The 21,387-nt window shown below is 39.3% G+C and carries 17 protein-coding genes; 2 read left to right on the top strand and 15 right to left on the bottom strand.

The genetic code is table 11. The features are described 5' to 3' along the window. Positions 1 to 8 precede the first annotated feature (8 nt). Complete coding sequence (locus FGD67_RS00750) at positions 9 to 371, bottom strand: GNAT family N-acetyltransferase (protein WP_257173228.1); 363 nt, start codon at positions 369 to 371, stop codon at positions 9 to 11. A 325-nt stretch (positions 372 to 696) separates the two neighbouring features. Between FGD67_RS00750 and FGD67_RS00745 the strand changes: the two genes are divergently transcribed. Then, positions 697 to 2,556 (top strand): DUF885 family protein, encoded by a 1,860-nt coding sequence (locus FGD67_RS00745; protein WP_257173227.1) that lies wholly within the window; start codon positions 697 to 699, stop codon positions 2,554 to 2,556. 206 nt (positions 2,557 to 2,762) lie between these two features. Here FGD67_RS00745 and FGD67_RS00740 read toward each other — a convergent pair whose 3' ends face one another. Next, complete coding sequence (locus FGD67_RS00740) at positions 2,763 to 3,659, bottom strand: DMT family transporter (RefSeq protein WP_373567818.1); 897 nt, start codon at positions 3,657 to 3,659, stop codon at positions 2,763 to 2,765. 91 nt (positions 3,660 to 3,750) lie between these two features. On the opposite strand from FGD67_RS00740, the gene FGD67_RS00735 reads away from it, so the two are divergent. After that, positions 3,751 to 4,203 carry an isoprenylcysteine carboxylmethyltransferase family protein gene (locus FGD67_RS00735; RefSeq protein WP_257173225.1) on the top strand — a complete coding sequence of 151 codons (453 nt, stop codon included), beginning with the start codon at positions 3,751 to 3,753 and terminating at the stop codon, positions 4,201 to 4,203. A 137-nt stretch (positions 4,204 to 4,340) separates the two neighbouring features. Here the strand turns inward: FGD67_RS00735 and FGD67_RS00730 are convergent, their stop codons facing one another. The 13 genes from FGD67_RS00730 to rseP form a co-directional block, all read right to left on the bottom strand. Then, positions 4,341 to 4,910 (bottom strand): alkylphosphonate utilization protein, encoded by a 570-nt coding sequence (locus FGD67_RS00730; RefSeq protein WP_257173224.1) that lies wholly within the window; start codon positions 4,908 to 4,910, stop codon positions 4,341 to 4,343. A gap of 189 nt (positions 4,911 to 5,099) precedes the next feature. Beyond that, the gene (gene sstT / locus FGD67_RS00725; protein ID WP_257173223.1) at positions 5,100 to 6,338 is read right to left on the bottom strand and encodes a serine/threonine transporter SstT; all 1,239 of its coding nucleotides are present in this window, start codon (positions 6,336 to 6,338) and stop codon (positions 5,100 to 5,102) included. 106 nt (positions 6,339 to 6,444) lie between these two features. Next, entirely contained in the window at positions 6,445 to 7,821 is a 1,377-nt protein-coding gene (tilS, locus tag FGD67_RS00720; RefSeq protein WP_257173222.1) for a tRNA lysidine(34) synthetase TilS, read from the bottom strand. 92 nt (positions 7,822 to 7,913) lie between these two features. After that, positions 7,914 to 8,870 carry an acetyl-CoA carboxylase carboxyl transferase subunit alpha gene (accA, locus tag FGD67_RS00715; protein ID WP_257173221.1) on the bottom strand — a complete coding sequence of 319 codons (957 nt, stop codon included), beginning with the start codon at positions 8,868 to 8,870 and terminating at the stop codon, positions 7,914 to 7,916. 52 nt (positions 8,871 to 8,922) lie between these two features. Beyond that, positions 8,923 to 12,375 carry a DNA polymerase III subunit alpha gene (dnaE, locus tag FGD67_RS00710; RefSeq protein ID WP_373567894.1) on the bottom strand — a complete coding sequence of 1,151 codons (3,453 nt, stop codon included), beginning with the start codon at positions 12,373 to 12,375 and terminating at the stop codon, positions 8,923 to 8,925. 113 nt (positions 12,376 to 12,488) lie between these two features. Then, positions 12,489 to 13,139 (bottom strand): ribonuclease HII, encoded by a 651-nt coding sequence (rnhB, locus tag FGD67_RS00705; protein WP_257173219.1) that lies wholly within the window; start codon positions 13,137 to 13,139, stop codon positions 12,489 to 12,491. Positions 13,140 to 13,157: 18 nt separating this feature from the next. Beyond that, positions 13,158 to 14,306 (bottom strand): lipid-A-disaccharide synthase, encoded by a 1,149-nt coding sequence (gene lpxB, locus FGD67_RS00700; RefSeq protein ID WP_257173218.1) that lies wholly within the window; start codon positions 14,304 to 14,306, stop codon positions 13,158 to 13,160. 63 nt (positions 14,307 to 14,369) lie between these two features. After that, entirely contained in the window at positions 14,370 to 15,158 is a 789-nt protein-coding gene (gene lpxA / locus FGD67_RS00695) for an acyl-ACP--UDP-N-acetylglucosamine O-acyltransferase (protein WP_257173217.1), read from the bottom strand. Position 15,159: 1 nt separating this feature from the next. Beyond that, positions 15,160 to 15,612 carry a 3-hydroxyacyl-ACP dehydratase FabZ gene (fabZ, locus tag FGD67_RS00690; protein WP_257173216.1) on the bottom strand — a complete coding sequence of 151 codons (453 nt, stop codon included), beginning with the start codon at positions 15,610 to 15,612 and terminating at the stop codon, positions 15,160 to 15,162. Positions 15,613 to 15,652: 40 nt separating this feature from the next. Further along, positions 15,653 to 16,678 carry a UDP-3-O-(3-hydroxymyristoyl)glucosamine N-acyltransferase gene (gene lpxD, locus FGD67_RS00685; RefSeq protein ID WP_257173215.1) on the bottom strand — a complete coding sequence of 342 codons (1,026 nt, stop codon included), beginning with the start codon at positions 16,676 to 16,678 and terminating at the stop codon, positions 15,653 to 15,655. Between the two features lie 179 nt (positions 16,679 to 16,857). Beyond that, a complete protein-coding gene (locus FGD67_RS00680) occupies positions 16,858 to 17,376 on the bottom strand; it encodes an OmpH family outer membrane protein (protein ID WP_257173214.1) in 519 nt (172 codons plus the stop codon). Between the two features lie 141 nt (positions 17,377 to 17,517). Then, on the bottom strand, positions 17,518 to 19,992 hold the full coding sequence (gene bamA / locus FGD67_RS00675) for an outer membrane protein assembly factor BamA (RefSeq protein ID WP_257173213.1): 2,475 nt from the start codon (positions 19,990 to 19,992) through the stop codon (positions 17,518 to 17,520). Between the two features lie 27 nt (positions 19,993 to 20,019). Continuing rightward, a complete protein-coding gene (gene rseP / locus FGD67_RS00670) occupies positions 20,020 to 21,375 on the bottom strand; it encodes a sigma E protease regulator RseP (protein ID WP_257173212.1) in 1,356 nt (451 codons plus the stop codon). Positions 21,376 to 21,387 lie beyond the last annotated feature (12 nt).

The raw sequence follows: 21,387 nt of genomic DNA, 5'->3' as shown, positions 1-21,387 counted from the left end.
AGCAGAAATTAACCGGGCCAACGCATGGCATATTCAAGTTCATTTTCCGCACAAATAATAAAACCGTGGCGCAAATATAATTGTTTAGCGGGATTATCTAACAATACATTTAAAGTAATTGCGAGTTGTTTTTCTTGGGCTTTGCGTTTAACTAACCCTAGTACTCGACTACCAATACCTAAGCCATGATATTCAGGTAATAATTGAAATTGTCTTAGATGAATTTTATCGGGAAATTGCCCTAATTTTAATAAGCCGATCGCAGTATCTTGATAAGAAATAATATGAGAATCGGTAAAGTATTCATCGACCCGCTGCATATGCGCAATATCATCGAGGTAAATACCGGCCTTACTCAAGTGTTCGGTCATCGACGCTTTTCTTAATCGTAAAAGAAAAGCTCTATCACTTGTCGTTGCCCGCCGAAAGCTGACAATCGCTTGCTCGTTGTTTTTCCTCTTAAAGACCTTACTCACTTCAGACATCGAATATTAAAGAGTGTACTAAAACATAACCCTACTATAACAAGTTAATAAATGAGTTAAAGCATAAATGACCTGAACTCAGCATAAGCTAAGGTAGCGAGAAAACATAACCGAAAGCTATCGCATAAAAGCCACCATTGAGCGCGGTGCACTTGATTGCTTGCTAACAATAACGGCAAAATGGTTGATAAAACTAAAATAGGAATACCACATGACCTTCAATAAATCACTTATCGTCATCTCTATGTCGGCTATATTTGCCGTAGCGTGCAGTAATGAGCCGGAATCCATGACGAAAACGAATAATGCACAAACCATTGCTGCTGACTCTGCAACGCAACTTGATAGTACAGCTTTAGCTTCTCAAGCGGCAAACGAACTATTTGATGCTATTTTTATGGAAGGTGTTAATCGCAATCCTGTCATGCAAACTTATCTAGGTATTAAAACTGATTATGACAAGTGGCAAGATCTCTCAGAAGAAAATAGCACGAAGGAATTAGCTTTTGCTAAAGAGGCCCTGCAACGCATTCAAGTTATCGACATAACAAAAGTTGATAAGCAAACTAAATTGAGCTTCAAATTATTGTCGCAAAAACTCGAGCAACAAATTGCTGATTATCAATGGCGCCATCATAATTACCCAGTTAATCAGATGTTTGGTGTTCACTCTAGCATCCCCGCATTATTAATTAATCAACATAGTATTAAAGAGGTAAAACAAGCACATGATTATATCGCGCGCGTAAAAAATTCAAAACTATTGCTTGAACAACTTATTCAGCAGCTCAAGATCAGAGCAGATAAAGGTATTATTGCGCCAAAATTTGTATTTGCACATGTTATTCGTGACTCGAAAAACCTCACCGTAGGTGTACCTTTTGATGAAGGTACTGATAGCACTTTATACGCAGATTTTAATAAAAAAATAGCAACATTAGACATTTCTGATGTACAAAAGCAAGCTTTAACGGCTGAGTTAACATCAGCATTAACCCACGAGTTTAAAGCCGGTTACCAACAATTGGTCAGCTATTTAACTGAGCTTGAGAAAAAAGCCGACAATACCGATGGCGCTTGGAAACTTCCACAAGGTGATAAGTTTTATAACAATGCCTTAAACCGAACCACCACCACAGATTTAACCGCTGATGAAATTCACCAAATTGGTTTAGATGAAGTTAAGCGTATTCATGATGAAATGCGTGTCATCATGAATAAAGTCGGCTTTAAAGGTAACTTAACTGATTTTTTCGCATTTATGCGTCATGACCCACAGTTTTACTATGCGGGTGATGATGCCGGTCGTCAACGCTACTTAACTGAAGCCACTGACTTAATTAATACCATGAAAGGTGAATTAGACCAGCTCTTTATCACTAAGCCTAAAGCTGATTTAAAAGTTAAAAAAGTTGAAGCCTTTAGAGAAAAGTCAGCAGGTAAAGCCTTTTATCAGCAGCCAGCACCTGATGGCTCTCGCCCGGGTATCTACTATGCGAACCTTTATGACATGGAAGCCATGCCAACCTACCAAATGGAGGCCTTAGCTTATCATGAAGGTATTCCAGGTCATCATATGCAAATCGCGTTAAAACAAGAATTAGAAAGTATTCCAAAGTTTAGGAAATTCGGTGGTTACACCGCTTACAGTGAAGGCTGGGGTTTGTACTCAGAAATGATCCCAAAAGAAATCGGCTTTTACCAAGACCCTTACTCTGATTTTGGTCGCTTAGCGATGGAATTGTGGCGCGCTTGTCGCTTAGTGGTTGATACGGGTATCCATAATAAAAAATGGACACGTGCACAAGGTTTAGCCTATTACGTCGATAATACGCCAAATGCAGAGTCTGATGCAGTGAAAATGGTTGAACGTCATGTGGTTATGCCATCACAAGCAACCGCTTATAAAATAGGCATGCTAAAGATTGTTCAGTTACGCGCTAAAGCAAAACAACAACTTGGTGATAAATTTGATATCCGTGAATTTCACGATGTTGTACTTACCAATGGTGCGGTACCACTTAACGTATTAGAAGATATGGTGAATGACTATATTGCTAAAAATCGTTAATAGCTTGATACGTTAACGTTGCAAGTCAGATGAGAACAAAGCGCGACGTTAACACTTAACGCAAGAATGCGCTAAGTGCAGCCAGCGCTCTTTAAAACGCCAAAGCTAATGTCTTTGGCGTTTTTATATTTTTAATACTTTTTTGCTTATGACACTTCAAACTGTAAAATTGTGCTGAAAGTCACATCTTAAAATAAGCTCACGCATTACCCTACTTTACGCTGCTTTAGCGTGACTTTACCGCCCCACTGATAAAGTGCTAAGCCGCACATCACTAACAAAGCCCCTAGCAACAAATGCAAACTAACTGGCTCATTATTTAACATCGCACCTAGATATAAGGCAAAAACAGGCGTCATCATGGTAATAAGTGCCACAGTGCTCGCTCTTAATTTTTGTAAAATAAAAAAATAAGCCAGAAAACCAACCAAAGAGCCAAAAATACCGAGGTATAAAATAGCTAAAATTGAACGCGTTTGCCACTGCTGATAAGGTAATGTGCCATCAACAAAGAACCAAGCGAGGGCAAATAATGGCACGCTAAACGTTAACGCGCCAATCGTTGTCGCCAATGGGTGAATGTCAATTTCAACACTCTTAACCATTACTCCGCTGAGGCTAAAGAAAAACACCCCCAATAGAATAAGACCAATACCGACAATACTATCTTCACTCAATGAAATGCTATCAAAACAAACCACAGATAAACCGACTAGCGCCACCGTTAAAGCCAATATTTTTATTTTACTGAATTTAGGCTCAGCAAGAATTTTTTGCGCGAGTAATCCAGAAAGTATCGGTGATAAACCAAAGATCAACGACATCAAACCAGAAGATAAATATTGTGCTGAAAGATAAGAGAACAGCATGCCACCAAAAACACCAATGCACGAATAACTGTATATTTTCAGCGCTTGTCCCGAGAAAGGTAGCTTAATCTTAGCAAATTTCATGATGATCACACCCGGCACAATAGCGATGATCATACGCATTAAAACCGCTAATGTCGGATGCACCGTTTCACTACTCCAAACAATACCGAGTGGTGTTGTTGACCAAATAATTACGACAGCTAAATATGCCACTGAAATAGGCAAAAACATTCCCCTTGGATTAAAAATTAAATAACTTAAAAACTGAAATAATTTGCGTATAATTTAAATAAACATTAGCGAATAACCAAAAGACAATATAATGGAATTAAAAATAATCCCCGTTGTACAAGTGCTGATTGCCATTGCATTGATGACTTTACTGAGCATTTATTTTCCGACGCTAAACTATAGCGCAACCTATAGTGATTATTTAGCGATACTTTTACTATTCATTGCTTTATTGCTTGGATTTTTCGCTATTTATAGCTTTCGCAAGCATAAAACTACGGTTAACCCCAGCAAGCCTGAAACATCATCACAGGTAGTTAACAGCGGTATTTATCAATACTCACGTAACCCGATGTATTTAGCCATGCTTTTAGGCTTACTTGCCTATGCTTGTTACTTAGCAAATCCATTAACCTTGGGGATATGCGCACTATTTATCTTCTACATCAGTAAATATCAAATCACCCCAGAAGAGCGCATACTCACGGAGCTATTTGGCAGTGAATATAGCAACTATAGCCTTAAAGTTCGACGTTGGTTATAACCTTAGTAACTTATTCAAGGCCAAATAAAAAGCACTTACCAGCTTGAACTGTAAGTGCTTTTTATTTATTTTTGCAAAAGTTTATACTAAAAGTGACTTGCTAAAAGCTTTTAGTGACAAGCTTGATGGTTTACAAGCTAGGCTTTCTTTAAATAAGCAGCCACTAAAACAATACGGGTACCGTTAACTTTACCTTCGATATGCTCAGGATTGTCCGTCAAGCTAATGCCGCGCACCATAGTCCCTTGCTTAGCGGTAAAGTTTGCACCTTTAACTTTTAAATCTTTAATTAAAGTTACGTTGTCACCGTCTTGCAGCTCAGCACCGTTGCTGTCTCGTGTTGGACCTTCTCGCTCTGCTGCTGCAATGCCCTGCTCTGCCCAGGTTTTAACATCATCTTCTAAGTAGATCATAGCTAACGCATCTTGTGCCCAGCTTTCCGCTGACAATTTATGCAACATACGATATGCCATCACTTGAACTGCTGGCTCTTGATTCCACATAGCATCGCTTAAACAACGCAAATGGTTAACATCAAGTGCAACAGTGCCTTCAACTTGAGCTAAACAAGTATCACATAAATAAATACTTTGCTGCGCACTCAAGTCACTCGTTGGTGGCACTGGGTGTACGGTTAAATTATCAGTTGATGTACAAAATTCACAACTTGAGTTGCTACGTTGTTTTAATGCTTGTTCTGTTACCATAATAAAATACCCACAAAATTTTTGGCGCTATTATGCTCCTAATTTACCGATTTAAAAAGTGGTGATCGGCACTAAAAAGAAATAACGGCAATTTTTATTGCTAACAAAGGGAGATTTAGGCAATTTTTATAAAATCAGGCGGAGTACTTTGCCAGTTCATCACGAACCAGCAAAGCGATTGGACAGTTTTTAATCTATATTTTTTGTCGCATGGTGTGAGGCTGCTGCCGTAAAAACCACATCGGTTGAGCTATTAAGTGCAGTTTCTGCTGAGTCCTGAATTACGCCAATAATAAAACCAATAGCAACGACTTGCATGGCAATATCAGTATTAATACCAAATAAGCCACAGGCGAGTGGAATTAGTAATAATGAGCCACCAGCAACGCCAGAAGCGCCGCAAGCCGATACCGCAGCAACAATACTTAATAGAATAGCGGTGGCAAAATCGACTTCAATATTTAAGGTGTTGGCTGCCGCTAATGTTAGCACTGTGATAGTAATAGCCGCACCAGCCATGTTAATAGTAGCGCCTAAGGGAATCGAAACAGAATAAGTATCTTCGTGTAAATCAAGTTTTTCACACAATTCCATATTTACCGGAATATTGGCCGCAGAACTACGGGTGAAAAACGCGGTAATGCCCGATTCTTTTAAACAGGTCAGTACTAAAGGATATGGGTTTTTACGCATAATAAAGTAAACAATTAACGGGTTAACCACTAAAGCAATAATCAACATGGCTCCTAAAAGTACCAGTACTAAATGACTAAACTCACCTAGTGTATCAAAACCTGTGGTTGCTACGGTATTAGCAACTAAGCCCATAATACCTAAAGGCGCGAAACGAATAACTAACTTCACCACACTGGAAATCGCTTCGGCAAAATCATGCACCATCACTTTGCTGGTATCACTAGCTTTTTTCAATGCAAAACCTAATCCTAAACCCCAAGCTAAAATACCGATAAAGTTACCGGTAATAACAGCGTTAAAAGGGTTATCAACAATTTTGAACGCTAAGGTTGTTAATACTTCAGCTAGGCCTTGTGGCGGGTTAGCACTAGCGCCAGCAATATCCAGAGTTAGTTGCACAGGGAACAAAAAGCTCAATCCTACCGCCACTAATGCAGCACTGATGGTACCCACTAAATAAAGCCCAATAATAGGGGTTAAATTGGCATCGCTGTTCGCTTTTTGATTTGCGATGGACGAAGCAACCAACACTAAGACCAAAATAGGCGCAACAGCTTTCAATGCATTAACAAATAAGCTCCCTAGTATAGAAAATGACTTGGCAATATCAGGAGAAATAATCGCTAAACCTATGCCTAAAACAATGGCAATAATGATTTGATTCACAATATTAATCGATTTTAGCTTATTAAAAATTGACGGTTTTTCTAAAGCAGTATTTTCTGTTGTCATAGTTTTTCTTATTTGAGTTGTTGTTTTTATCATTACGCTAACGTGTCAGGAAATTTTTTACCACTTATTTACCGACACTGTCTGGTTTATTTGTTATCGGGTTACTTTAAAAAGACAGCTCACTTTGCCATGATATAAAATAATCGTTATCTGCATTATCAGCCAAATAGCCCTGACAAACAAAGTGCCCTACTACGGCAACTAATTCATCATCATAAAATATGAAAGGTAGTCTTTTTCTTTGCCATGGTGGTATAGCAAGCTCTTGTAAAACCTTTTTTAATGAGCGTGAGTGTTGGCGATATTCAGGTAAGCATGTCGGGTTATTATGGCCGAAGCGAATCGTCACTAATTGCCTAACGTTAGGTTGCTTGATAGCTGTTTGCCAAGTAGTGTCAGTGTTACTAGTATTTGAGTTTGTCGATATACTCACGGCTCCTAATTGATCAGGAAGTGCAACACTCACTGATGGCTCAGTCGCTAAGGTATCTACATCAATGGTATGCTGCCATGACGAAATATCTTGATAAATATGAGTCAAATACAGCTCATGCTGAAACCTTCTTAAACAACAATTAGCGAGTTGAATAACCGGCGATTTATCATTATTGGCATTAAGCTGCTGACATATTTGTGCCAATTGCTGCCCTGTGGGCATTAACAGCTGATGATTCGCTAAAAAATGGCGTAAAAGATTTTTCAGTCGAGCTTCGCTAAGGCTATTAAGCTTAACAATCGATAGTTTGTCTGGCGCTGTCTGGCATACTGTTAAATCCTGCTCTGCCAATTCATTCAGTAACTGTTGCGCTTCAAAACAATGCCGAGCACTGCGTGCAATGGTTTTATTGATACTTGGCCAACGCTCAGATAATGCGGGGATAATTTGATGACGTAAAAAGTTACGATCGTAGTGTTCGTCAGTATTAGACTCATCTTCAATCCAACTCAGCTCATGTTGTTGTGCGTAAGAAAGGATTTCGTCACGTGACACAGATAACAAGGGACGCAGTAAATTATGCTGCGCTAACACTGAATTTTCAGGCATTGCTGATAAGCCTTTTAGACCAGAGCCGCGCTTTAATGCTAATAAAAAAGTTTCTGTTTGGTCATTAAGATGATGGCCGGTAACAATAAACGCCGGCTCAATACTTGCCTGTATTAGCACTTGATAACGGGCATCGCGCGCTATCGCTTCTAAGCTTTGTTGCGGTTGTTTTTTTAGCTGTAATTTGCGAGTAATTAACGGTAAAGAATACCGATCACATTGTTGTTGCGCAAAGGCTTGCCATGAATCGGCATTTGGACTTAAACCATGGTTGACATGGCAGACAACAATGTTATTTGATAACTGTTCTCGCTGTTTTAGTGTTGCTAGTGCAACGAGCAACACTTGTGAATCAACACCACCGCTATAAGCTATAATAATTTTTTTCTCTGGCGCGCTGTTAAAGCACTTTACCAGAGCTGATTCAATAGTATTCACAGAGTTTAAAAATATCGCCAAAGAGTGTTATTAAGCAAAGCTATAAGAAGCCAAAAGTAAAAAACGACCTTAATAGGTCGCTTAATATAAAATTAACAATAACCGAATGACATTAATTTATCATAGCGGCTTTCAATTAACTCTTCACTTGAAAGCTTATCAAGTTCAGCAAGATCAGATTTTAAGGCTTGCTTAAGATATGCCGCCATTTGATCCATATCGCGATGCGCGCCACCTAAAGGCTCTTCAATCACACTATCAATAAGACCGAGTTCTTTAATACGTTTGGCGGTAATACCCATAGCTTCAGCTGCTGTTGGTGCTTTTTCGGCAGTTTTCCATAAAATAGAGGCACAACCTTCAGGGGAGATCACTGAATAAGTAGAATATTCAAGCATATTGACTTTGTCACCAACACCAATAGCTAAAGCGCCACCAGAGCCACCCTCACCAATAACAGTACAAATAATCGGCACATTCAAACGTGACATGACTTTTAAGTTCATGGCAATCGCTTCACTTTGACCACGCTCTTCAGCACCAATACCAGGATAGGCTCCAGGCGTGTCGATGAAAGTAATAATTGGCATTTTAAAACGCTCTGCCATTTTCATTAGGCGTAGAGCTTTACGATAGCCCTCAGGACGAGGCATACCAAAGTTGCGCTTAACCTTTTCATTAGTAGAACGACCTTTTTGATGACCTATAATCATCACAGGACGACCATCTAAACGTGCTGTACCGCCAACAATTGCTCTATCATCAGCATAAGCTCTATCACCTGCCAATTCATCGAATTCAGTAAAAATACGAGGCAAATAATCTAACGTGTATGGACGCTGAGGATGACGGGCAACACGCGCAGTTTGCCATGGATCTAAGCCAGAGAAAATCTTTTTAGTTAGCTCATTATTTTTCTCTCGTAACTGAGAAATTTGCTCTTCTAAATCAAGATCTAGTTCTTGGCCATTGTTGACCAATTGTAATTCTTCAATTTTCGCTTCAAGTTCCGCAATTGGAAGCTCAAAATCTAAAAAATTTAATGACATATGATTACTCTTACCTATGTTGTCTCTGAATAACGTTATTAATAAACGCTACCTATTTAAATTTTAACTCGACTTGCTCTTCACCCAACAGGGTTTTCAAATCGTATAATAGCTGGTCGCTTGGCGATACACGCCACTGTACCCCTAACTCTAGCATACCTTGCGCCTCATCTCTTTGATAAAAAACGCGAACGGGGCAAATCCCTTCTTTATAAGGTGTTAACACCTCCGTAAATCGTTCGATAAAACGCCCCGAAAGCTGATTTTTATCAATTTGCAAATCCAATGATGCGACATAATTTTCGCGAGCATCAGCAATGGTCATAATATCTCGGGCAGTCATTGTAATACCACCAGAGTAATCATCAAAGCTGACCTGTCCGCTACAGACCAAAATAGCATCAGAAATCAGCAATTCTGCAAATCTATCATAGTCATCTGGGAATAATCGTATATCCATTCGAGCACTTTTATCATCAAGTGTCACTAACGCCCAACGACGACCACGTTTATTCACTAACACCCGCACAGCTAAGACTAAGCCCACAGCTACGGTAGTTTTATCTTTATTTGTCGGCTGTAAACTTCCTAAACGCCCTGTTGCATAGCGCCTAATTTCACTTAAATAGCGGTTAATTGGATGACCGGTTAAATATAATCCTAAAGTTTCTTTTTCACCATCAAGCCATTTGGGCTCTGGCCACATAGGGACATCTTTAAAGGCTTGGCGGTTATCTTCAGGCTCTTCATTGATCAAACCAAATAAATCATTTTGCCCAATCGCTTGTGCTTTGGCATGTTGCTCGGCCGCTTTTAATGCTTCAGGCAAGGATTCAAATAATGCGGCACGATGAGGACCTGCTGCCGTTTTCGGGCCAAGTGCATCCATAGCGCCGGCTTTAATGAGTTTTTCTAGAACACGTTTATTGGTTTTCTTGGTATCGACACGGGCACAAAAATCAAATAAATCAACAAATTCACCATCACTTTCACGAGCAGCAATAATGGCTTCTATCGGCCCTTCGCCGACACCTTTTATTGCACCGATACCATAAATGATTTGATCTTGTTCATTGACGGTGAACTTATACTGCCCCCTGTTAACGTCAGGCGGTAGTAAATCCAAGCCCATATTTTCACATTCATCAACTAAGGTAACAATTTTATCTGTATTATCCATATCAGCCGACATAACCGCCGCCATAAATGGCGCAGGAAAATGTGTTTTCATCCATAACGTCTGATAAGACACCAAGGCATAAGCGGCAGAATGAGATTTGTTAAAACCGTAGCCAGCAAACTTTTCAACCAAGTCGAATATTTTTATTGCTAACTCGCCGTCTACACCGCGCGCAATAGCACCCGCTTCGAAACCAGCTCGTTGTTTTGCCATTTCTTCTGGCTTTTTCTTACCCATAGCACGACGCAACATATCAGCGCCACCAAGCGAGTAACCCGCTAAAACCTGTGCTATTTGCATGACCTGTTCTTGATATAAAATAATACCGTAAGTCGGTTCAAGAATAGGTTTTAAGTCAAGGTGCTGCCAAGTTTCATCCGGATAACTAATCGCTTCGCGTCCATGCTTACGCTCGATAAAGTTGTCTACCATGCCTGATTGCAGAGGCCCAGGTCTAAACAGTGCTACAAGAGCGATAATATCTTCAAAACAATCGGGTTTAAGTTTTGCGATGAGTGATTTCATACCACTAGATTCAAGTTGGAAAACCGCGGTGGTTTCCGATTTGAGTAAAACTTTAAAACTGGCTTTATCTTCGAGATCGATAGTCGCAATATCAATTGGCGCTTTACCTTCTCTTAATAATTTCACATCAGCCATTTCAATAGCCCACTGCAAAATAGTTAAGGTCCGTAACCCCAAGAAATCGAATTTAACTAAGCCCGCATCTTCAACATCATTTTTATCAAACTGAGTAACCGGATTTTTACCTTCTTCGTCACAGTAAAGCGGTGCGAAATCAGTAATAGTTGTAGGAGAAATAACAACACCACCGGCATGTTTACCAGCGTTTCGTGTTGTACCCTCTAATATGCGACACATATCAATCAGGTCTCTTACATCACTGTCTTGGGCGTATACTTCCGGTAATTTCGGCTCTTCTTCAAACGCTTTGGCTAAGGTCATCCCCGGTGTTGGCGGAATGAGTTTTGATATCCGATCAACAAAACCATAAGGATGCCCTAACACACGTCCCACATCACGAATTACCGCTTTAGCAGCCATAGTACCAAAGGTAATAATTTGTGATACTGCGTCACGACCATAAAGTTCAGCCACGTGATCGATCACCTCATCACGACGGTCCATACAAAAGTCGATATCAAAATCTGGCATCGAAACACGTTCAGGGTTAAGAAAGCGTTCAAACAGTAGATCATATTCTAGCGGGTCAAGGTCGGTTATTTTTTGTGCATACGCGACTAATGAACCGGCTCCTGAACCACGACCTGGCCCAACAGGTATATTGTTATCCTTACTCCACTGAATAAATTCCATTACAATCAAGAAGTAACCAGGAAACCCCATATTGTTAACCACTTTTAACTCGATGGCTAAACGTTCATCATACGGTTTACGTTTCTCGGCAAAATCAGGCGCATCTTTATCAAACAAAAATTCTAACCTTTCTTCTAAACCTTCTTCAGAAACTTTAACTAAATAGTCCTCAATCGATAAGCCTTCAGTTGGAAAGTCAGGCAAAACATATTCACCTAAACGTACAGTAACATTACAACGTTTGGCAATTTCTACTGAGTTAGCTAGTGCTTCTGGAATATCAGCAAAAAGTGCCAACATTTCTTCTTCACTTCGTAGGTATTGCTCTTTAGAGTATTTTTTCGGACGACGTTTGTCATCTAAGGTAAAGCCGTCATGAATCGCGACACGTATTTCATGGGCATCAAAGTCATCAGGACTTAAAAACATTACCTCATTGGTAGCAACAACCGGCAAATTGTGACGAGATGCTAGCTCAAGCGCTAGATGAATATAATTTTCTTCATCATTACGTCCTGTTCTGATCAGCTCTAGATAATAACAATGAGGAAAATATTGTTGATAAAACGCCAGCATTTCATCAACAAACTCACTATTACCCTTTAATAGCGCTTTACCGACATCGCCTTCTCGGCCACCGGAAAGTAGAATTAAACCTTCGGCTCGTTCAATTAACCAGTCTCGGTCTAATACGGCTTTACCTTGAATATGACCACGTAAATAAGCTTTGGAGATCAATTCAGTTAAATTTTTATAACCAACATTGTTAGTGGTTAAAACCACTAAACGTGATAATTCATTTTCTAACGCGGCACTTTTTACCCAAAAATCACAACCAATGATGGGTTTCAGACCTGCACCATGCGCAGCATGATAATATTTCACTAAACCACATAAGTTAGTTTGGTCAGTTAGCGCCATCGCTGGCATATTTAATTCTGCTGCACGCGCAACTATTGGCTTAACTTTTTTTAAGCCATCAGACATAGAATAATCACTATGTATTCTTAGATGTATAAACTTAGGATCACTACCCGTAGTAGCTAATTGACAAGATTCAGTAGTAGAAATTGGGAACTCAGATTCAGACATCTAGTGCTCTAATTGTTTTTATTATGCGTTGCTGCATTAGCGAGTACATTGGCCACCGGCTTAAAACTTCTTCGATAGCAGTCGATTACACCGTATTCTATGATTTTTTCTAAATGTAATTTAGTGGGATAACCCTTATGTTGCGCGAAACCATAATAAGGGTATAACTTATCTAAGGCGATCATTTCATCGTCTCTGACCACTTTAGCCAAAATAGAGGCAGCACTAATTTCAGCAACACGGGCATCACCTTTAACAACGCTTTGGCAAGCAATAACACCATCGTCATGAGCAAATGTTGGACAACGATTACCGTCGACTAATACGTGATCAGGAAGTACGGCCAAACCTTGCACTGCTCGCTGCATAGCAAGCATGGTAGCGTGGAGAATGTTTAGGGTATCTATTTCTTCAGGTGATGCACGACCTATTGACCAAGCAATGGCCCGTTGTTTAATTTCTATCGACAATAGTTGTCTTTTTTTATCCGAAAGCTTTTTTGAGTCCATTAAGCCTTCAATTGGATTCTCAGGGTCTAAAATAACAGCAGCTGTTACAACATCCCCCACTAAAGGGCCACGCCCTACTTCGTCGACACCTGCGATGCAATAGGCGATAGGATATTCAAAAGGTTCAAACGTTTTTTTAACAGCTGGCATAATTACTCAGGTTCAAAATTATAATAAGTCGATAACAGCTTTGGCGGCTTGTTCGCTGGCATTTTGTTTCAGCATTAAGTGAATATCTGTATAAGCTTGATTCAACGCAGATTGATCTTCAAACAACCGCTCTTCAACTAACGGTAAAATGTTGTCAACCGTCACTTTGCCTTGCAGCAATTCTGGCACCAAACTTTTATTGGCCAACAGGTTCGGTAATGAAAACCACTTCAGCTTCACAAAACCTTTAAACATATGATAAGTTAATGGATTAAACTTATAACAAATCACCATAGGACGCTTTATTAAGGCCGCCTCTAAGGTTACTGTCCCTGATGCCGTTAATAAACAATCACTGGCCGCCATAACTTGCTGAGTTTTACCGACAATTATGATAATTGGTAATTCAGGTGCTATTTTTTCATGCAGTTGGCGAAATTGCTCTGCTCTCTTCTCACTGACCATAGGAACAACAAATTTTAGCTCCGCAGATTTAGCCTGCTTGCTCGCTAATAGTTTTATTGCTGTTTGTAGAAAAGGCGCAACTAATCTCGACAATTCACCGCCTCGACTGCCAGGCATCAGTGCCAGTATTTTCGCAGATTCAGATAACCCAAGGGCTTTTCGCGCAAGTAATTTATCAGAAATTAACGGTATATCGTCAGCAAGCGAGTGCCCAACGAAGGTACAAGGTATTTGATGTTTATCGTAAAACGCTTTTTCAAAAGGCAATAATGACAGCACCATATTGGTGGCTTTGGCTATTTTAAAGATCCTTTTTTCACGCCATGCCCAAACAGACGGACTAACATAGTGCACGGTTTTTATTCCTTGAACTTTTAAGGTTCCTTCCAAAGTAATATTAAAATCAGGTGCATCAATGCCAATAAAAACATTCGGTTCATTGGCAATAAAATATTCACCTAAAGATTTTCTAATATGCAATAAGCGCCTTAGCCTGCCAAGCACTTCAAATACGCCCATTACGGATAGCTCTTCCATGTCAAATAGACTATCAAAGCCTAGTGCGAGCATTTTAGGACCACCAATACCGACAAACTTTGCCTTGGGGTAATGCTGTTGGAGCTGTTGCATTAAACCAGCGCCTAAGGTGTCACCTGAATGCTCGCCAACAACAATAGCGAACGTAACTGTTGAATTATTCATATTTTGACTAGTCGTAAATTATTGGCTGCTAAAGCCTTTGGGGTTGCTTTGCTCACAGGATAACTAACGGATAATGCCACGACTAGAGTTTTTAATAAAATCGCTAAACATAGCTAACTCAACCATATCACCATCCAAATCGGCAATTTTATTTACTGCTTCATCAACCGTTAGACCTTGGCGATAAATGGCTTTATAAGCGCGTTTGATATTCAAAATAACATCTTTATCAAAACCGCGACGCTTTAAGCCTTCACTATTCAAACCAAAGGGTTTTGCCGGTTGACCTGATGCCATAACATAAGGAGGAATATCTTTAAGAATTAATGAATTGGCACCAACAAAACAATGATCGCCAATATGACAAAATTGATGTACACCTGTCATACCACCAATAATAGCGTGGTCACCAACATGCACATGACCGGCAATTGAAGCGCCATTGGCCATAATACAGTGACTACCCACCATACAATCATGCGCAATATGGGTATAAGCCATAAATAAATTATTGCTACCAATTTGCGTTAAACTATTATCTTGGACAGTACCACGGTGAACAGTGCAATATTCACGGAAAGTATTATTATCTCCGATCACCAATTCTGTTGGCTCGCCAGCATACTTCAAATCTTGGCAATCTTCACCAATCGAAGCAAACTGAAAAATACGATTGCCTTTGCCTAGCGTCGTCGGTCCATTAATTACCACATGTGAGCTAATATGACAATCATCACCAATAACTACATTGGCTGCTATATAGGTCCAAGGGCCTATTTTGACATTTTTACCGATAACCGCACCATCTTCAATAATCGCTTGCGGATGGATTAATGATGTTGAATTATCCATATTAAATTACTCTTCTTGCGCACATCAAATCGGCTGAGCAAACTACTTTGCCATCAACTTTCGCTTCACCGTAAAATTTCCACATACCACGGCGTTCTTTAATAAACTCTAAATGCAAATGCATAGTATCACCAGGGTGAACAGGCTTTTTAAATTTTGCTTTATCAATTGAAGCAAATAAAAACAATTCGCCATCACTTTGATCTTCCACTGATTTGAAACCCAGTATCCCGCTTGCTTGGGCAAGCGCTTCGAGAATTAGTACACCAGGAAAAATAGAATAACCCGGAAAATGGCCCATAAATGCAGGTTCATTAACCGTGACATTTTTTATCGCATGGATTGATTTTCCTGGCGTATAATCAAGTACTCTATCGACTAATAAAAACGGGTAACGATGTGGAATAAGTGATTTAATTTCTTCGATATCAATAATTTTATTTTGCGAATCCAAAATTTTTCCTCTTTTTACTTAACTATGGCGTGAGCTAGCGCTAGCTTTTTAAAGCGTCTATGTCTTTTTCTACGGTCATTAATCGTTTAGTTAACGATTCAAGCTTTTTAATTCTAGCATTGTTTTTATGCCATTCTTTATTTGGCTGACATGGCATACCTGATGAGTATACACCGGACTCAGATATCGCTTTTGTTACCATGGTCATACCGGTAAATACACAGCCATCAGTAATGTTAATATGACCATTTATACCAACTAAACCCGCAATCACACAGTTTTTACCAATTTCAGTACTACCAGCAATGACACTGCATGCTGCAATAGCTGTATTCTCGCCGATCACAACATTATGAGCAATCTGTATTTGGTTATCTAAAATAACACCATTCTTAATGATAGTGTTACCTAATGCACCTCGGTCAATGGTAGTACTTGCGCCTATTTCGACATTATCGCCAATAATCACTGTGCCTAATTGTGGTATTTTAACCCAACTACCTTTATTGTTTGCGTAGCCAAAGCCATCTGCACCGATAACCGTATTGGCATGAACTAGACATTGTTCGCCAATAACTACACCATGATAAATACTGACATTGGACCACAAGCTAGAGTGAGCACCAATTTGGGCTGCGATACCTATAAAACTGCCAGCTCCGATACTAACACCATCAGCAAGATTAACGCCGGTTTCAATAACAGCATTAGCACCTATTGTCACGCCCTTACCGAGAGTAACACCATCCGCTATAACGGCACTAGGGTGTATACTATTGGCTGGATTAGGTGTGGTATCAAGTAACTGCGCAACCAAGGCATAACCCATATAAGGATTATCCATCACCAAGGCATTGGTTTGACATAAATTTGTTTGAGCTTTTGTGATAATAACAGCGCTCGCTTGGGTAGTCGCTAATTGAGCACTGTATTTGCTATTGGCTAAAAAGGCGATTTGTCCTGAGGTTGCAGAAGTTAGGGTGGCAATACTGGATATCTCACATTGCTCATCTCCTATAACAGCCGCGCCTATTTTTTTTGCAATGTCTGCAAGGATATAACTCATAAGTATAAACTTCTTTTAATGGTATCTAATTACTGTAAGCATAGATTTAAAGAAAAGTGTTAGCCATTTAAGGGCTAAACGCAATATTCCGAATCAGTTGATTCGGAATATTAAAATAGACGAGAAAGCAAAGAGTAAAAGCTTCGATGACTTTTACTTTCTCTGCCTAAAACAAATTATTATTTCAACTTGCTAACTTGTTTAACCACTTCTTCTGTGATCACACTGTCTGGCTTTGAATAAACAACTGCACTTTGCTCAAGCACTAAATCATAATCACCCTTCGTTGCAATATTATCTATTGCTTGACGAACTAATGCGATAATTTTGTTAGTTTCTTCATTTTTTCTAGTACCAGTGCTCTGCTGAAAGGCTTTACCTTTCATTTGGTAATCGTGAAAAAGCGTTTCAATTTTAGCTTCTAAATCTCCAACTTCTTTGGCACTCATCAAAGAACCGTCGCGCTTGCGCTTTTCTTGAAGATATTTAATATCTTGCTCAAGTTGTGCAAGTACAGCTTTCTCATCTTTGAACTCTTCTTCCAAGCTTTTCATGATAGTTGCAGTTTGTGGAATTTTACCCATGACTTCTTGAAAATTCACCACGCCAATTTTTTGATCTGCGGCTAATGCTGAGTTCGCTAATAAAAAGCTTGATGCTGCAGTGGCAATCACAATAGATTTAATCAATTTTTTCAATTTTTACTCCTAAAATATTTTACAATATTTTTCATCTTTATTTGTTATGCGGTAGTTATACCGTCTCAAGTAATTTCGTTCAAGCCTATTTATCTAAAGAGCGTAGAATTATATCGCTTCTAACGCCCGATTTACTGTAGATTAGAAAGTTTGACCAATATTAAAGCTGAAGAATTCAGTATCATCACCCTCTTCTTCTTTCAGGGTTTTGGCAAAACTAAAGACCATGGGGCCCATTGGAGATAACCACTGTAGTGATAATCCGGCAGAGGCTCTAAAACGTCCAATATCAGAATAATCTGCAAGTTTTGCTAACTCGATATCTGCTAACGTATCATAATCATCGAGATTAAACTCTGTATCCCAAACATTACCGGCATCAATAAAGAAGCTAGTGCGGACACTATTACTATAGCCCTCATCTAAAAATGGTGTGGGTACAATAAGCTCAAGTCCAGCAAGCGCAATAGCATTACCACCAACAGAGCGCTGAGAGGTCTGAATAAAATCATGATCCGTGCCTAAGCAACACCCTGAACCCGTATCTACAGAATCAGGCGTACCTGGAATAGATGTTGGCCTGCGATATATAGCTCGAGGCCCGACAGTATTAGACTCAAAGCCACGTAATGTGCCAGAGCCACCGGCTCTGAAGTTCTCCCAAAACGGTAAAATTTGATCATTACCTTCTGTAGAGCCATAACCATTACCATAACCTAGCTGAAATTTAGCTAAAACAGTCCAGCTTTGATCACGTGTTATCGGAAAATACCATTTAGTATCTAAATTAATCTTAAAATAATTAACATCTGAATTCGGCGTGGTCATTTTATATGACAAGGTTTGCTGTGAACCATCACTAGGGAAGGTGCCGCGATTCAACGTAGATCGTGATAATGATACATTCATATCAAAGTTTTCAAAATTCAAGCCGCCATCTGGATCATCTGGGTCTGAATATAATTCATAAAACTTTTGAATTTGTTCATAAGTTTCTAAACGTGTAATACCATTATTTTTATAACCTAAACCAAAGCTCAAACGGACATACTCATTGATAGGAAAACCTAAAGTCATACCCACGCCGTAAGTCTTATTGTTGTACTCAACTAAGTTAGCATTACCCGCGTCGAACTCTTGATAGAAAATATTGCCACCAAGTGAAACACCATCAACAGTAAAGTATGGGTCGGTATAAGAAACGTTAGCACTTCTAGAGTAACTAGAGGTATTAATACTAAAACCTAAACGATTACCGGTACCTAAAAAGTTATTTTGTTGTATACCCGCATTTAAACTTAACTGGGTTGTAGAGCCATAACCAATACCGGCTGTAAATGAACCTGATGGCTGCTCTTTTACTTCAAAATCAATATTAACTAGGTCATCTTCACCTGGCAACTGATTAGTTTCAAACTCAACCGTTTCCATATAAGGTAAACGCTGTAACCAAGCCTTAGAGCCTTCAACTAAGTCATTTGATAACCATGCGCCTTCCATTTGTCGCATTTCTCGACGTAACACATGTTCAGCAGTAACATGGTTACCTTTAAAGTTAATGCGATTAACATAAACTCGTTTACCCGGATCGATCGAGAGCACCAATTTTACCGTTTTGTTTTCTTCGTCAATTTCAGGAATAGTCACAACTTTTGGATAAGCATAACCATAACGACCTAAAAATTTACTGATTAATTCTTCTGAATAGGTAACAAGCGCGCCGTTGTATAATTCTTCAGTTCTAATTGGCGTAATGGCACGAATAGTTTCTTCAAAACCCGCCATATCGCCAATAAAATCAACACCACTAACAGTATAAACCTCGCCTTCAGTGACATTGAGCGAGATATAAACGGCCTTTTTATCTGGCGTCATTGAAACTTGAGTGGAGTCAACTTTATATTGTAAGTAACCTCGATCAAGGTAATAACTCTTAATGGTTTCCATATCACCTTGCAAAGTTTGCTTTTGATAACGGTCTTGCGCCATGAAATCCCACCAAGGAGAGTCATAAGTCAGCTCTATACGCTCTAAAAGCTCAACATCAGAGAACTTCTCGTTACCAACGATATTAATTTGCTCTATTGCTGCGGCATCACCTTCTTCAAAAGCAAAATCAATATTAACGCGATTACGCGGTAAGTGCGTGACTTTAGCTTTAACATCAGCATTATATTTACCGACACTGTGATAGAAGTCTTCTAAACCGACTTCAATGCCTGAAATAACCGTCATATCGAGCGTTTCGCCAACACGAATATCACTACCATCAAGACTTTCTGTTAATTGTTCGTCTTTTAAATCTTTATTACCATCAAAAGTTATCGCACTAATTGTCGCTCGCTCTCGAACACGGTAAATAACGGTGTTGCCGTCTCTTGACACGACAACATCACTAAAGTGACCAGATTTATAAAGGGCCTTAATTGATTGTGAGATACGAAAGTCGTTTAAGTTATCACCAACATTAAATGGAATATGCGTTAACGCAGCCCCTAAAGCTACACGCTGTAAACCTTTAACTTGAATATTTTCTACTTGAAAATCGTCAGCTGCTTGCACTGATGTTCCCAAACTACCTAATAATACCGCCAGGGCAAGTTTTTTAATAATCATAAAATATTAACTTTATACTTCTTCTAGTTATAATCGCGATAAATCGTTAAATATGGCGATACTCATTAAGCTTAGTAGCGCTATAGTACCAAATTTAAAACCTATTTCTTGTATTTTTTCCGGTACAGGTTTCCCTGTTAAAAGCTCTACGAAATAATAAAATAAGTGTCCTCCGTCTAAAACCGGTAAAGGTAAAAGGTTAATTATGCCAAGGTTAATGCTAATTAGCGCTAAGAAGCCTAAAAAGTATACAAAACCATAGTCGGCACTGCTACCTGCACCTTGCGCAATTGATATAGGACCACTTAAGTTTTTCACTGACACATCACCAGTAATTAGCTTACCTATCATATCGAAACTTAACACCACTAAGTTCCAGGTTTTGCTAGCACTTTGCTCAAGAGCGCTAATAGGGCCATAAACATGTTCAAATAAATATGCCTTAGGATACGGATCTGATATTGGTCGAACGCCTAAATAGCCAATAACCTTACCTTGATATGCTTTTGCTTCAGGTTTAACACTAAGCTCTACTACCTTTCCTTCTCGCAATACAGTTACAGCAACAGTTTTTGCTGGGTATTGTTTAATCAGATCTGAAAACACTTGCCATTGACCGTCAATATTTTTATCTGCAAGCGAAAGTAATTCGTCATTAACTTTTAAACCGGCTTTCTCAGCTGGGCTGCCTTCTGCGACAACAGCTAATTTTGCGTACACATTAGCACGGTATGGCACTAAACCTAAACTGGTAATAGCTGACTCTTTCTCTGGAGCAAAGTCCCAACTTTTCATATCTAAGCGAAAGTCTTGCGTTACTGTTCGATCGGGTGCTTTTATGGTCAAGACAATATCACTATCACCGATAGCGCTGACTAATGCTAAATTAACATCTTGCCAATCAGCGGTTTTTTCTCCTGAAATAGCAACTATTTCACTATTTTTCGGTAATTGGGCTTTTGCGGCAATAGAGTTAACAACCACATCACCAATAATAGGTTTTACACTAGGCACACCAATTAAAAACATTAAATAAAAGGCCACAATTGCAAAAGCGAAATTAGCAAAAGGTCCTGCGGCGATAATCGCAATACGTTGGTAAACTGACTTATTATCAAATGTATAAGCCATTTGCGCAGCACTTACATCATCAACACGACTATCGAGCATTTTCACATAACCACCAAGTGGTATCATTGCGATAACAAACTCAGTGCCATGACGGTCAACCTTTCGCCAAATAGCCTTACCAAAACCAATGGAGAAACGCTGCACTTGCACACCATTTTTGCGTGCCACCCAAAAGTGACCGTATTCATGAACGGTGATCAAAATACCCAATGCAACAACAAAAGACGCGAGGTTCCATACAAAATCTATCATTCTACTCTACTA

It is taken from the genome of Colwellia sp. M166 (assembly GCF_024585285.1).
Taxonomy (GTDB): Bacteria; Pseudomonadota; Gammaproteobacteria; order Enterobacterales; family Alteromonadaceae; genus Cognaticolwellia.
The sequence above is the reverse complement of the archived record's forward strand: the minus strand, read 5'-3'. Positions and strand labels throughout refer to the sequence as shown.